Genomic DNA, 14,300 nt, shown 5'->3' with positions numbered 1-14,300 from the left:
CTTACACCTGCTCTTTATCGTGGCGTTTAGCGTCTTCCTTTTTGGCTTCTTCTTGCTTGTCGGCGATGGATTTAGCAGTAAAATCAGCGTCATGGCTGGTTTTATCCTGCTTGGTCTCATCATCGCTCATCGCTTTCTTGAAGCCTTTGATAGACGCGCCCAGATCGGAACCAATAGAACCGAGCTTTTTGGTGCCAAACAGCAGCACGACGATGACGGCAATGATCAACAATTGCCAGATACTGATACCACCCATACATGTTCCTCAGGGATAGATGATTAAAGAGTCAGATCGCATTATACGTATGCGACCCGTCGATAGCGACGCACGCTCAGCGCGTTTTTCGCCAGCCTGCCAGCCAGACTACCACTCCGCCAGCCATCAGCCAGGCGGGCATCATCTGCCAGTCCGGACGGTTGATCAGCAGCAGCGTACCGCTCAGCAGCAGCGTTGCGCCAATTCCAAAGAGATAGCGTGACTGTCCCTGGCGAACACGGCTGGACTGAAGCTCGCGGGCGATTTTATCCATGCTGTGCTGAAGGTTCTTGCTCTGACGCAAACTGTCATAAACCAGTTCAGGAATTTCAGGCATTTTTTCTATCCAGAACGGACCTTTCTCTTTCAGAGAGCGCACCAGCGCCGGAATGCCAACCTGATCCTTAATCCAGGATTCAAGGAAAGGTTTCGCGGTCTTCCACAAGTCTAACTGAGGATAGAGCTGTCGGCCTACACCCTCAACGTAAAGTAATGTTTTCTGAAGTAAAACTAGCTGTGGCTGAACTTCCATATTAAAGCGGCGAGCCGTGTTGAACAGGTTTAACAGCACGTGTCCGAAGGAGATTTCCGCCAGCGGTTTTTCAAAAATCGGTTCACAAACGGTCCGGATCGCGAACTCGAACTCTTCGACGTTGGTGTCAGGCGGCACCCAGCCGGAATCAACGTGCAGCTCGGCCACTTTACGGTAGTCGCGGTTGAAGAACGCGATGAAATTTTCTGCCAGATACCGTTTATCTTCTTTGTTCAGCGACCCCACAATCCCGCAGTCGATACCGATATACTTCGGATCCTCAGGGTGTTCGTAGCTCACGAAGATATTGCCCGGATGCATGTCCGCATGGAAAAAACTGTCGCGGAACACCTGGGTAAAGAAGACCTGTACGCCACGCTCGGCCAACAGCTTCATGTTCGTTCCCTGTTTCTCCAGGGCCACCACATCCGAAACCGGAATACCGTAGATACGCTCCATCACCATCATGTCCTGGCTGCAGTAGTCAGAATAGACTTCAGGCACATAGAGCATCGGGCTGTTTTCAAAGTTGCGACGCAGCTGAATGGCGTTTGCCGATTCACGCAGCAGGTTAAGCTCATCAATCAGCGTTTTTTCATATTCCCGCACAACTTCCATTGGACGAAGGCGACGCCCGTCCGGCAGCAAGCGTGGTACCCAGCGCGCCAGACGATAAATCAGCTTCATGTCCGCTTTGATGATGGGCAGGATGTCCGGTCGAATGACCTTAATAACGACTTCTTTGCCGTTTTCTTTCAAACGCGCGGTGTGCACCTGCGCGATTGAGGCCGACGCCAGTGGCTTAATGTCGAAATCGTCGAACCAGGTCTCGACGGGTACATTCCCCATCGCCTCTTCAATCTGCTTTTTCGCGCGCGCGCCGTCAAACGGTGCGACGCGATCCTGCAGCATCGCGAGCTCATCGGCAATGAGAGGCGGGAACAGATCGCGGCGGGTCGACAGCATCTGTCCGAATTTAATCCAAACCGGACCGAGCTCCTGCAGCGCCAGGCGCAGACGCTCACCCAGCGGTTGACCTTTATGGCGATTGGGCATCCAGAACAGCATCCGCCGCCAGATACGAAGCGGCAGCGTGATACGCATTTTGGGGATAAGCTCGTCGAGCCCGTAGCTCAAAAAGGTGCGAATAATAAAATAGAGGCGCCGAATTTCACCAGGCGTCATTTGCCCTCCAGTTTTTCCAGCCGTTTGGTTAACGCATCAACCGCACGTTCAACAGCAGCGGTCTCTTCCGCAAACCATGCAACTTCCAGTGGCCCGGGCGCCATTCGCCACTCCTCAGTCAGCACTTCCGCCGCATAGCGTTGCTGGCGCTGGAGGCTTTTACGCGCAAAGGAGGCGCCACCATGAAGGACTTTCCCGATGCCTTCGGCGGCGATGTCGCCGATAAAAGGCGCAAGCAGCTCTGCCGGATCGAACTCCGCCAGATCGGTGAGCGCAACGAAGTTCTGCACGACCTGAATGTCGCCTTCCACTTCCAGCTCACCGCTGCGGATAAGCGCCGTTAATTGCTGGCGATCGCGCAGTTTTGGCAGCACGCTCATATGCGTGATGACCGAGCAGTCGGCTTCACCTTCCCACGCCCCCAGAACGTCAAGCTGACGTTCGTTGAATACCAGCACCAGCGGCGCCGAGAACTCTTTTAAAACAATGCGCAATACCTTCCCGTTTAGCCGCTGACGTGCAGCTTTCAGCGCCGGAGCGCGATACAGAAAAGCGTTCAGTACATTCTCGACGCCTGCGGAGACTAAGGGTTTAAAGGGCACGGGACACCTCCACTCAGAATTTGTAACCGCGATGCAGCGCGACGACGCCCGCCGTCAGGTTGAAATATTCAACATTCTCAAATTCTGCATCCTGCATCATGGCTTTTAATGTGTCCTGATCCGGGTGCATACGGATAGATTCCGCCAGATAGCGGTAGCTTTCAGCGTCATTAGCCACCAGCTCGCCAATACGCGGCAGCACGTGGAAGGAATAGGCGTCGTAGGCTTTGCTCAGCGGCTCAATGATCGGTTTAGAGAACTCGAGCACCAGTAGACGTCCACCCGGCTTCAGCACGCGGTACATGGAGCGCAGCGCTTTTTCTTTATCGGTCACGTTACGCAGACCGAAAGAGATCGTGATGCAGTCAAAGGTGTTATCCGGGAATGGCAGCGCTTCGGCGTTTGCCTGCACATATTCCACATTACCCACAACGCCGATGTTACGCAGCTTTTCGCGTCCCATTTTCAGCATGGAGTCATTAATATCGGCAAGAACAACGCGACCGGTTTCGCCCACCAGACGGGAGAACTTCGCGGTTAAATCGCCCGTGCCGCCGGCTAAATCCAGCACCGTTTGTCCACGACGAACGCCGCTACAGTCAATGGTGAAGCGCTTCCACAAGCGATGAATGCCGAACGACATCAGGTCATTCATCACATCGTACTTCGCCGCCACGGAATGAAATACGTGGGCCACCATGTCAGCTTTCTGCGCTTTGGCGACAGTCTGAAAGCCAAAGTGCGTTGTGTCTTGTGAATCGTCAGCCATCTTAGAGCCTGCTTATCAGTAAAATGTTCGTGAAGTGTAACAGATTGGGCGCGTTTGCCCTACGTTTCAACCACCGCGAAAGAAACGCGCTGGAGTCTCGTCTGGTGATAAATTCGCCGCTAACGTGTTGTCTTCACTGTTTGTCTTTTGTTCGTCCGCACCTTCTCGCAGGCGAAACTCGTCGTCCTGGGCGGTGGCCTGTTCGACCAATTCCGGATTAATCTCGCGTTTAACCTCTACCCCCAGGCTGCGGAATGATTCGGCCTGTGCCAGCAGATTGCCGCGTCCGGAGGCGAGTTTTTTCATCGCCTGGCGGTAGTTATCCTGCGCACGATCCAGGCTCTGCCCGACTGATGACATGTCGTCCACGAAGAGGCGCATTTTGTCGTAAAGCTTGCTGGCACGATCGGCAATCTGCTGCGCGTTGCGGCTCTGGTGCTCATAGCGCCACAGGTTCGCAATGGTGCGTAACGCCACCAGCAGCGTGGTGGGGCTGACCAGCATAATGTTATTTTTGAGCGCTTCGGTGATAAGCTCGGGCTGTCTGTCGAGTGCCAGCAGAAACGCGGGTTCTACCGGGATAAACATCAGGACATAGTCCAGCGAGCGGAGGCCCGGCAGCTGCTGGTAGTCTTTTCTGCCGAGCAGGCGAATGTGGTTACGCACGGAGGCAATGTGCTCCTGCAGCGCAGACTCGCGCGTGTAGTCATCTTCCGCATTAAAGTAGCGTTCATACGCCACCAGCGTCATTTTGGCGTCAATCACCACATCTTTACCCTGCGGCAGCCGCACAATCACATCCGGCTGCATACGAGAGCGGGCGTCGTTTTCGATACTCACCTGCGTTTCGTATTCATATCCTTCCCGCAGTCCAGAGGCTTCCAGTACGCGGGTCAGCACCACTTCTCCCCAGTTGCCCTGGGTTTTGTTATCCCCTTTCAGCGCTCGGGTCAGGTTGACCGCTTCCTGCGCCATCTGGGCATTCAGCTGCTGGAGATTGCGAATCTCATGCGCCAGGGTGTGACGCTCGCGCGCCTCCTGCCCAAAGCTGTCCTGCACCTGACGACGAAAACCGTCAAGCTGTTCGCGCAGGGGCGTCAGCAGGCTGTTCAGGCTCTGGCGGTTCTGTTCATCAACGCGGCGGTTGCTGTGCTCGAAAATACGGTTGGCGAGGTTCTCAAACTGTTCGCTGAGACGCTGCTCGCTGTTGATCATCTGGCGGATTTTGTCTTCCGCATGCAGCTGGGTGGATTCAAGGCGGGTGGTCACTTCGCGGAGATCGGCCTCCAGCGAGGTGTTGATATCTCGCAGGTTGCGCAGCTCGTTATTGAGCAGCTCGCACTCCTCTCGCCAGTGGTCACTCAGCGCAAGCTGCTGCTTTGCCGCACTTAATTCAGCGACTATCTCTTCGCGCTCTGCCAGCTGGTCGGCCTTCTGCTGTGCATGCTGATAGCTGGAAATGAGCCAGCCTATCGCCACGCCTGCCAGCGCAATCACCGCGTAAATCAGGATTGAGATATCCACAATGCCCCCTGCATCAACGTATTACCCGCACAAAATAGGATTGTGCTGTACAAACGTCCAGTTTGAAAGGGTTTTCCTGCGAGGCGCTACGCAAAAAATAAAGGCCGAACGTGTCGGCCTTTGATTTCGAAAGGAGAGGACTAGATCAGGCGACGCGCGGCTTCAACCACGATTTTCACTGCATGACTTTCGGTCTGCTTCATGGTTTCGGCGTTCGGGATCTCCTGCTGGGTACGGTTGACGATAACGCCCGCCACCATACCGGCACGCAGACCCTGGCTTGCACACATGGTCAGCAGCGTTGCGGATTCCATTTCGTAGTTCATCACGCCCATGGACTGCCACTCTTCCATTGAGCTTTTGAAACGGCTTACCACGCGGCCTGAGAAGGTGTCGTAACGCTCCTGGCCCGGGTAGAAGGTGTCGGAAGAGGCGGTTACGCCCACGTGGGTAGTTGCGCCTACGGACTTCGCGGCTTCAACCAGCGCGGTGGTGCATTCGAAATCAGCCACTGCCGGGAATTCCATCGGTGCAAAGTGCAGGCTTGCACCGTCCAGACGGACGGACGCGGTCGTGACCAGCACGTCGCCGACGTTGATGTGCGGCTGGATAGCGCCGGTGGTACCGATACGCAGGAAAGTACGAATGCCCAGCTGCGCCAGCTCTTCAACAGCAATAGAGGTAGACGGACCACCGATACCGGTAGAGCACACGATCACCGCTTTGCCATCCAGCTCTGCGCGCCAGGTGGTGAACTCACGATGGGCAGCCAGCTTGACCGGCTTATCCATCAGCGCGGCGATCTTTTCCACACGCTCAGGATCGCCGGGGACGATAGCGAGCGTAGCCCCTTGTAAATCGTTTTTAGTGAGGCCGAGATGAAAAACATCAGACTTAGACATAGGTGACTCCTCTGTGGGTCGGTTAGTCAGAAGAAGTAAAACGGTACTTTACAGAAGCAGTACGCAGAATTTCGTGACACATCTCACCATGAATGAAAATGATTGCAGTTAATTTCCATTAAATAGTGACTCACATCACATTAACAAGTTATATCGCCAGGTGCTGCACAAAAGATAGACCGTTTAAGGCACTGTGAGTTGTTAACCTGGTGTCTATATTTACCTTTGCGCTAACTCATTGGTACGGAGAATGCCATGACTGAAAAAACCGGTTTTGCACCTGCTGCGGCCCCACATGCTTCAACCATCGTGTCGACGCCAGAAGCGGCAATTACCGCGGGTGAGACCTCCATTCCCTCCCAGGGGGAGAATATGCCTGCTTATCACGCACGGCCAAAATCGGCAGACGGCCCGCTGCCCATCGTGATTGTGATTCAGGAGATATTTGGTGTTCACGAACACATTCGCGACCTCTGCCGTCGGCTGGCGCTGGAAGGGTATCTGGCCGTTGCGCCAGAGCTCTACTTCCGTCAGGGCGATCCGAACGACTACAGCGATATTCCAACATTGCTCAGCAACCTGGTCAGCAAAGTCCCGGACGCGCAGGTGCTGGCCGATCTCGACCACGTCGCCAGCTGGGCGGCGCGCAACGGCGGCGATCCGCATCGTCTGCTGGTCACCGGTTTCTGCTGGGGAGGGCGCATTAGCTGGCTGTATGCCGCGCATAACCCGCAGCTCAAAGCCGCTGTCGCCTGGTACGGCAAACTGGTGGGTGAAAAAACGCTGAATTCACCGAAACATCCCGTCGATATCGCCACCGAGTTAAATGCCCCCGTGTTAGGGCTTTACGGCGGTCAGGACACCGGTATTTCGCTTGATTCGGTAGAGACCATGCGCCATGCGCTCCGTGCGGCAAATGCGAAGGCGGAGATTGTGGTCTACCCGGATGCCGGGCATGCGTTTAATGCCGATTATCGTCCGAGCTATCACGCAGAATCAGCCCAAGATGGCTGGCAGCGGATGCTGGCGTGGTTTAGCCAGTACGGCGGGAAGAAAGCATAAAGCAAAAAGCCCGGTGGCGGCTACGCCTTACCGGGCAATCTGACACCACTACGCCTGACGCAAATTCTGCGCCGCCTTCACCATGTTGGCGAGCGCCGCACGCGTCTCCGGCCAGCCGCGGGTTTTCAGTCCGCAGTCGGGGTTCACCCACAGGCGCTCTGCCGGAATACGCTGGGCCGCTTTTTTCAGCAGGGCTTCAATCCACTCCACGCTCGGCACGTTCGGGGAGTGAATGTCGTACACGCCCGGCCCGATTTCATTCGGGTAGTCGAACTCTTCAAACGACTCCAGCAGCTCCATGTCCGAACGCGAGGTCTCGATGGTGATCACGTCGGCGTCCAGCGCGGCAATCGAATCCATGATGTCGTTAAATTCGCAGTAACACATGTGGGTGTGGATCTGGGTGTCGTCCTTCGCCACCGCGGCGTTAATGCGGAACGCCTCCACGCCCCACTGCAGGTAGGCATCCCAGTCGCTGCGGCGCAGCGGCAGACCTTCGCGCAGCGCCGGTTCGTCAATCTGGATAATGCCAATACCTGCCGCTTCCAGATCCGCCACTTCATCACGCAGCGCCAGGGCAATCTGTTTGGCGATGGTTTCACGGGTCACGTCTTCACGCGGGAACGACCAGCAGAGAATGGTCACCGGACCGGTGAGCATCCCTTTTACCGGCTTGTCGGTCAGGGACTGGGCATACTTCGCCCACTCCACGGTGATCGCTTCCGGGCGGCTGACGTCACCAATGACCACCGGCGGCTTCACGCAGCGGGAGCCATAGCTCTGCACCCAGCCGTTCTGGGTAAAGACAAAGCCGTCCAGGTGCTCACCGAAGTACTCCACCATGTCGTTACGCTCGGCCTCGCCGTGCACCAGCACGTCCAGCCCCAGGCGTTCCTGCTCGATAATCGCCTGCTTGATGTGTTCCGCGATGCCGGTGCGGTAGTGATTCGCATCCAGATTGCCCTTTTTGAAGTCCAGACGCAGACCGCGGATCTCCGTGGTTTGCGGGAAAGAGCCGATAGTCGTGGTCGGCCAGGCGGGCAGGTTGAAACGGGCGCGCTGGGCTTCGGCGCGCACCTCGTACGGGCTCTGGCGCTGGCTGTCCTGGGCGGTGATGGCCGCCAGACGTTTTTCCACCGCCGGGTTGTGCACGCGCGCAGAGTGCCGACGCGCCTGGATCGGGGCGCTCCATTCGGTAATCGCCGCCGTGTCGCCGCTGTTGAGCGCGTCGCGCAGCAGCGTCAGCTCTTCACATTTTTGCAGGGCAAAGGCAAACCAGCTTTTCACCTCGACATCCAGGTGGGTCTCCACGCTCAGATCGATCGGGCTGTGCAGCAGGGAACAGGAAGAGGCCACCCAAAGCTCACGTTTGCCGACGATGTCTTTGATTTGTGCATATTTCTCGGTCAGATCGGCGCGCCAGACGTTACGACCGTTAATCAACCCGGCGGAGAGCAGCCAGTCCGCAGGCAGGCGCTTGTGCAGCTCCGCCACATCATCTTTACCGTGTACGAGGTCAACGTGCAGGCCCTGCACCGGCAGCGCGCTAATGGTCTTCAGGTTTGGCGTCACGCCTTCGAAATAGGTGGTGAGCAGCAGCTTCACCTGCCCGGTGAGCGCGTCATACGCCGGTTTGAAGGCATCGAGCCAAACCTGGGGCAGCTCGAGCACCAGCGCCGGTTCGTCGATTTGTACCCACTGAATGCCGCGCTTGCCCAGCTCAATCAGCACCTGTTTGTAGACCGGCAGGATATCCTTCAGCAGGCTGAGTCGGTCAAACGGCTCACCTTTCACTTTGCCCAGCCACAGGTAGGTTACCGGCCCGAGCAGCACCGGTTTCACCTGGTGGCCCAGCGCCAGCGCTTCGTCCACCTCGTCCAGCAGCTGCGTCCAGGTCAGCCTGAACTGCTGACCTTTCACGAACTCCGGCACCATATAGTGATAGTTGGTGTTGAACCACTTGGTCATTTCCGCCGCTGCCGCTGGCTCACCCGTTGGCGCGCGGCCGCGGCCGATGCGGAACAGGGTATCGATATCTACCGATCCATCTTTGTTCTGATGACGAGCCGGCACGTTGCCAAGCAGCAGGCTGGTCGTCAGAACATGGTCGTACCAGGCGAAATCGCCCACCGGCAGCAGGTCAATACCCGCCTGTTTTTGCTGCTCCCAGTGGCGGGCGCGCAGCTCGCGCCCCACCGCCAGCAGCTCTTCACGGGTGGCGTTCCCCGCCCAGTAGCTTTCTTGTGCTTTTTTCAGCTCGCGACGCAGGCCAACGCGAGGGAAACCGAGAGTGTGATTGCGGATTGTCATGGTATGCCCCTTGTGAAATTCGTTATTTAGACGTCCAGATGTTTACACTTCTATAATTGGCAGGTACTGTATATTCCTCAAGCGCAATATGTTCATGGCGAAGTGAAGGACTTTCATGATCGAGATAAAACACCTGAAAACGCTACAAGCGTTGCGGAACTGCGGCTCGCTCGCGGCGGCTGCGGCCACGCTGCACCAGACCCAGTCCGCCCTTTCTCACCAGTTCAGCGATCTGGAACAACGCCTCGGCTTCCGTCTTTTTGTGCGTAAGAGCCAGCCCCTGCGCTTTACGCCGCAGGGTGAAATTCTTCTTCAACTGGCGAATCAGGTACTGCCGCAAATCGCCAGCGCGCTGCAGGCGTGTAACGAACCGCAGCAGACCAAGCTGCGTATCGCCATTGAGTGCCACAGCTGTATTCAGTGGCTGACCCCCGCGCTTGAGAACTTCCGTCAGAAGTGGCCGCAGGTGGAGATGGACTTCAAATCCGGCGTGACCTTTGACCCTCAGCCGTCACTGCAGCAGGGCGAGCTGGACCTAGTGATGACCTCTGACATCCTGCCGCGCAGCGGCCTGCACTATTCGCCGATGTTTGATTATGAAGTGCGCCTGGTGCTGGCCCCGGACCATCCGCTGGCGACCAAAACGCGCATCACGCCGGAAGACCTGGCGACGGAAACGCTGCTGATTTATCCGGTCCAGCGCAGTCGTCTGGATATCTGGCGCCACTTCCTGCAGCCCGCAGGCATTAGCCCGCAGCTGAAAAGCGTGGATAACACGCTGCTGCTGATTCAAATGGTGGCGGCCAGAATGGGTATCGCGGCGCTGCCGCACTGGGTGGTGGAGAGTTTTGAACGTCAGGGTCTGGTACAGACCAAAACCCTGGGTGAAGGACTGTGGAGCCGACTGTACGCCGCCGTGCGCGATGGCGAGCAGCGTCAGCCGATTACGGAGGCGTTTATTCGCTCAGCGCGGAACCACGCGTGCGACCATCTTCCGTTTGTGCGGAGCGCGGAGCGACCCATCGGCGATGGACCCACAGCGAAGCCAGGATCACCGCTCCCCCAATAATGAAGCTCGGCCAGTGCGGCTGTTGCTGCCAGATGGCGAGGTTGACCAGCAGCCCTGCCGGGACGTGCACGTTGTTCATGATCCCCAGCGTACCGGCGTCTACCTGCGTAGCGCCGTAGTTCCACATGAAGTACCCCAGCCCTGACGCCACCACGCCCAGCCAGACCAGAACGCCCCACTGCACGGTGGTGGTCGGCAGTTTTTGCGGGTTACCGAGCATAAACCACGCCGCCACCGCGACAATCGCGGCGCCCATATAAAACCAGGCGAATGCGTTATGCTGCGGCATCGGACGGGTTTCCATCAGGCGTTTGTAGCCCACCATGCCGATGGCAAAACTGATGTTGGCGAGCTGGACGAACATCAGCCCGGTCCAGAAGTGATCGCTGACTTTGTCATAGCGAATGATCGCCGCGCCGATCACCGCCAGCGCCGCGCTCAGCAGGTATCCCCAACGCAGGCGGCGCCTGCTGAGCAGGTCGTAAATCAGCGTGATATAGAGCGGCGTCAGCACGGTAAAGAGCAGGAACTCGGAGACAGACAGGTAGACGTAGGCCCGGAAGCTAAACAGATACATGATGCCGAGCTGCATCGCCCCCACCAGCATGTACAGCACAATCGTTTTCAGCGATTGCCCGCGCGTGCGCAGAAACGGCAGGAACACCAGCGCCGCCAGCCCCACGCGCATCAGCACCGAGAAGTAGCTGTCGACCGAACCGGCAAGGTATTCGCCAATCAGGCTAAAGGAGAAGGCCCACAGGATAGTGGTGATAATGAGTAGCGCCACAATGCTTGTCTCTCAAAAAGAAGGAGAGGCATTGTAGCGAACTCTTTAGTTGACATCTGAGCAATAAACAACCAAATGAAGATTATTCAAGGAACAGTTTGCGCAGATACTTCGGCACCGCGTTGTCTGCGTTGGTGCCGATCACTTCCAGCTCCGGGTGCAGGTCTTTCAGACGCTGGTGCGCATTTTCCATAATGCAGCCCTTGCCTGCCATCGAAAGCATTTCGGCATCGTTCATGCCGTCACCAAAGGCGATACAGTCTTTCAGCTCGAAGCCCAGACGTTTCGCGACGGCTTCCAGCGCGTGACCTTTGGAGACGCCCCCCGCCATCACTTCCAGGCAGGTCAGGGTTGAGAAGCTCACGTTGACGCGATCGCCCCAGCGGGCGTTGATCGCCTGCTCCAGCGGCAGCAATTCCTCATGGTTTACACAGGTGAAGAACACCTTACTGATCCCTTCCGGCTCCAGCAGACCCGGCTCGTACAGTGAGTACTGGAATACGGCTTCCTTGAAGAAACGCATCTCTTCCGGGCGGTGGCGGTTCATAAACCAGTCGTCGTCGCGGTAGACGTTGGTGACGATATCCGGGTTATTGTGCACCACGCCGAACAGATCGGCGGCAATATCGCGATCCAGGTTGTGGGTAAAGATCAGGTTGCCGTCAGTATCGTGCACGCGGGCACCGTTGGAGGTGATCATGTACGATTTGATTTCCAGATTATCGCGGATCTGCCCCACGTCCACGTGGTGGCGACCGGTGGCAAACACGAAGTTCACGCCACGGGCGGTCAGGAGTTTTAAGGTCTCTTTCGCGTAAGGCGAGAGGGTGTGGTCGGGGGAAAGCAGCGTGCCATCTAAATCAGATGCAACAACCTGGTACATAGGGATTTCAACCTCTGGTGGAAAACAAGAATCAATTATGCCTGTTGAAAAATTCAACAATGGCGTTGAGCGCGACTGAGCGCATAGCGTCCTTTTCAAAAAGGATCTCATGGTACGCGCCGTTAATGACCAGCGGTTTTCCCCCTTCACAAGGGTGACCGGCGGCAGCGCGCAGTTCGCAATAACGGTCATGCATGCGGTTATCCACCACACGCTCTTCTTCAGCCTGAATCAGGAGCGTTGGCGTGTCGTCATTGCCGACGCCAGCCAGCACCTGCTCACCGGCAAGAATACCTTCCCGCACCCAGTGATAGGTCGGGCCGCCCACGCGCAGGCGCGGTTCATCGGCATAAAAACGCAGGTTACGACGATAGCGCTGTCGGCTGTGGGTCAGCACGTTCATCGCAAACGGCAGTGCACGCCAGCGCCCCGTCCCGATGGCATAGCCTTCTCGAATGCGCTGATGGCCCTCAGCCCAGTCAAGAATATGACGCACCATCCAGTCAGGAAAACGCATGACGATGCCATACATCGGCGCGGTGAGCGCAATGGCGTCGCACTGGTGCGCGTGGCGCTGTAAAAACAGCGTTGAAATCGCGCCGCCCATTGAGTGCGCCAGAATATAGCGCTTCCGCCAGGGGCCAGGCTCGACCTCCTGCTGCCAGAACGCGGCGAGATCGTCGACGTAATCGCTGAAGTTATCCACGTGGCCGCGATGCGTATCCGATAGCAGGCGGCCAGAAAGCCCCTGCCCGCGGTGATCGATAATCAACACATCGAAGCCCAGATGGAACAGGTCATAGGCCAGTTCGGCGTATTTGATATAGCTCTCAATACGCCCGGGGCAGACCACAATGACCCGGTCATTTTTCTTATCGTGAAAACGCACAAAGCGTACCGGAATTTCACCGACGCCCGTAAACTCATCTTCCTCACGCTGGCGCCAGAAATCGGTCAGCGGCCCCATGGAGAAAGCAGCAAATGCGTTTTCTCGTGTTTCCCAGTCCTTTTTCTGCTGAAACATCGGGTTTCTACTCACCTAAGCCAAGGAATATCGTTTTTTCGTAACCGGTCACAAAATGACTCAACAATAGCGTATTGTGGCATAAAAACAGACGATTCGGGAGTTTCAAATGACCTTCGAGTGGTGGTTCGCTTACCTGCTAACATCCATCATCCTTAGTCTTTCACCGGGCTCGGGCGCCATTAACACCATGACCACCTCCATCAACCACGGCTATCGCGGTGCGGCGGCGTCGATTGCCGGTTTGCAGACCGGGCTGGGCATTCATATTGTGCTGGTCGGGATTGGTCTGGGGACCCTGTTCTCCCGCTCCGTACTGGCCTTTGAGGTGCTGAAATGGGCCGGGGCAGCGTATCTGATTTGGCTCGGTATCCAGCAGTGGCGCGCGGCAGGCTCCATCAACCTGAATACGCTCGCTCAGACGCAAAACCGCGGCCATCTGTTTAAGCGCGCGGTGTTCGTCAACCTGACCAACCCGAAGAGCATCGTTTTCCTCGCCGCGCTGTTCCCGCAGTTTATCGTGCCGCACCAGCCCCAGGTGATGCAGTACGTGGTGCTGGGCGCGACCACCATTATCGTCGATATCATCGTGATGATTGGCTATGCGACGCTGGCGCAGCGAATTGCGGCGTGGCTTAAAGGGCCTAAGCAGATGAAGGCCCTGAATAAAGTCTTTGGCTCGCTGTTTATGCTGGTTGGCGCGCTGCTTGCGTCAGCGCGTCACGCTTAGCGAGAAATGATGAGATGAATGCCGAAGCCGGCGAACAGCGCGCCGGCGAAGCCGTCAATCCACTTCGCGATACGCTGGTAGCCGCGGCGCATCGCCGGTAAGGCAAACAGGCTGGCCACGATGGTAAACCAGGCAAAGGTTTCAACGACGATCAGCAGGAAGATGCCCCAGCGCGCGCCCGCACCGACGCTATCGCCGACAAACAGCGAGAACACGGAGCCGAAATAGATAATCGCTTTTGGGTTCGCCAGATTGGTCAGCAGCCCTTTTACAAAGCTGCGGCCGCCCGTTGCCAGCTCCACCTTTGGCTCTTCCGGTTTTTTCTCTTCTTTCTTCAGCGCCCCGCGCAGCATCTGGTAGCCCATCCAGCACAGGTACAGCCCGCCGCCGACCATGATGATGTTATGCAGCCAGGCCATCTTCGCCAGGATAAGGTTCAGACCGAGCAGCGCAACGGCCGCCCAGACCATAACGCCCATGGTGATACCGAGCACGCCCATCATCGCCTCTTTGCGGGAGCGGCTAACGGCCGTTTGTGATACGAAGAAAAAGTCTGGGCCGGGGCTCATCAGCGCAACGATGTGCACTAACGCCACGGTGAGAAATAGCATCAACATAATTAACTCGCGGGGAAATAATTCAGTGAGTCATCATCCTGGCACTTT

Annotated in this window: 14 protein-coding genes; 3 read left to right on the top strand and 11 right to left on the bottom strand. The window is 56.9% G+C overall.

Annotated elements, in window-relative coordinates; genetic code table 11:
• Window position 1: 1 nt before the first annotated feature.
• From tatA to udp, 6 genes are all read right to left on the bottom strand, one after another.
• Window positions 2-256, bottom strand: coding sequence for a Sec-independent protein translocase subunit TatA (gene tatA, locus KIF87_RS20315; RefSeq protein WP_213330376.1), 255 nt, complete (start codon window positions 254-256; stop codon window positions 2-4).
• A 76-nt stretch (window positions 257-332) separates the two neighbouring features.
• Entirely contained in the window at window positions 333-1,973 is a 1,641-nt protein-coding gene (gene ubiB, locus KIF87_RS20310; protein ID WP_121930886.1) for a ubiquinone biosynthesis regulatory protein kinase UbiB, read from the bottom strand.
• On the bottom strand, window positions 1,970-2,575 hold the full coding sequence (ubiJ, locus tag KIF87_RS20305) for a ubiquinone biosynthesis protein UbiJ (RefSeq protein ID WP_213330374.1): 606 nt from the start codon (window positions 2,573-2,575) through the stop codon (window positions 1,970-1,972). The genes ubiB and ubiJ overlap by 4 nt, the downstream gene beginning before the upstream one ends.
• Window positions 2,576-2,588: 13 nt before the next feature.
• A complete protein-coding gene (ubiE, locus tag KIF87_RS20300) occupies window positions 2,589-3,344 on the bottom strand; it encodes a bifunctional demethylmenaquinone methyltransferase/2-methoxy-6-polyprenyl-1,4-benzoquinol methylase UbiE (RefSeq protein ID WP_023309612.1) in 756 nt (251 codons plus the stop codon).
• A 66-nt stretch (window positions 3,345-3,410) separates the two neighbouring features.
• Entirely contained in the window at window positions 3,411-4,868 is a 1,458-nt protein-coding gene (gene rmuC / locus KIF87_RS20295) for a DNA recombination protein RmuC (RefSeq protein WP_213330372.1), read from the bottom strand.
• Window positions 4,869-5,008: 140 nt separating this feature from the next.
• On the bottom strand, window positions 5,009-5,770 hold the full coding sequence (gene udp, locus KIF87_RS20290; RefSeq protein ID WP_213330370.1) for a uridine phosphorylase: 762 nt from the start codon (window positions 5,768-5,770) through the stop codon (window positions 5,009-5,011).
• 255 nt (window positions 5,771-6,025) lie between these two features.
• Here udp and KIF87_RS20285 point away from each other — a divergent pair, with 255 nt between their 5' ends.
• Window positions 6,026-6,832, top strand: a complete 807-nt coding sequence (locus KIF87_RS20285; protein ID WP_121423315.1) for a dienelactone hydrolase family protein — start codon at window positions 6,026-6,028, stop codon at window positions 6,830-6,832.
• Window positions 6,833-6,880: 48 nt separating this feature from the next.
• Here KIF87_RS20285 and metE read toward each other — a convergent pair whose 3' ends face one another.
• Window positions 6,881-9,142, bottom strand: coding sequence for a 5-methyltetrahydropteroyltriglutamate--homocysteine S-methyltransferase (metE, locus tag KIF87_RS20280; protein WP_213330368.1), 2,262 nt, complete (start codon window positions 9,140-9,142; stop codon window positions 6,881-6,883).
• A 115-nt stretch (window positions 9,143-9,257) separates the two neighbouring features.
• Between metE and metR the strand changes: the two genes are divergently transcribed.
• A complete protein-coding gene (gene metR / locus KIF87_RS20275; protein ID WP_023333797.1) occupies window positions 9,258-10,211 on the top strand; it encodes an HTH-type transcriptional regulator MetR in 954 nt (317 codons plus the stop codon).
• On the opposite strand, the gene KIF87_RS20270 is transcribed toward metR, so the two are convergent.
• The 3 genes from KIF87_RS20270 to pldB all read right to left on the bottom strand — a co-directional run bounded on the left by KIF87_RS20270 (window position 10,099) and on the right by pldB (window position 12,905).
• A complete protein-coding gene (locus KIF87_RS20270) occupies window positions 10,099-10,998 on the bottom strand; it encodes a carboxylate/amino acid/amine transporter (protein ID WP_047652229.1) in 900 nt (299 codons plus the stop codon). The genes metR and KIF87_RS20270 overlap by 113 nt on opposite strands.
• A gap of 82 nt (window positions 10,999-11,080) precedes the next feature.
• Window positions 11,081-11,881, bottom strand: coding sequence for a sugar/pyridoxal phosphate phosphatase YigL (gene yigL, locus KIF87_RS20265; protein WP_121423318.1), 801 nt, complete (start codon window positions 11,879-11,881; stop codon window positions 11,081-11,083).
• A 31-nt stretch (window positions 11,882-11,912) separates the two neighbouring features.
• Window positions 11,913-12,905: a lysophospholipase L2 gene (gene pldB, locus KIF87_RS20260; protein ID WP_121423319.1), complete on the bottom strand. Its 993-nt coding sequence runs from the start codon at window positions 12,903-12,905 to the stop codon at window positions 11,913-11,915.
• A gap of 109 nt (window positions 12,906-13,014) precedes the next feature.
• Here pldB and rhtB point away from each other — a divergent pair, with 109 nt between their 5' ends.
• Window positions 13,015-13,635, top strand: coding sequence for a homoserine/homoserine lactone efflux protein (rhtB, locus tag KIF87_RS20255; RefSeq protein WP_213330366.1), 621 nt, complete (start codon window positions 13,015-13,017; stop codon window positions 13,633-13,635).
• On the opposite strand, the gene rhtC is transcribed toward rhtB, so the two are convergent.
• Window positions 13,632-14,252: a threonine export protein RhtC gene (rhtC, locus tag KIF87_RS20250; protein WP_010426287.1), complete on the bottom strand. Its 621-nt coding sequence runs from the start codon at window positions 14,250-14,252 to the stop codon at window positions 13,632-13,634. The two genes, rhtB and rhtC, sit on opposite strands and share 4 nt — an antisense overlap.
• Window positions 14,253-14,300 lie beyond the last annotated feature (48 nt).

Source organism: Enterobacter sp. 120016, assembly GCF_018383635.1.
Classification (GTDB): Bacteria; Pseudomonadota; Gammaproteobacteria; order Enterobacterales; family Enterobacteriaceae; genus Enterobacter; species Enterobacter asburiae_D.
This window is presented reverse-complemented; position numbering and strand designations above follow the sequence as displayed.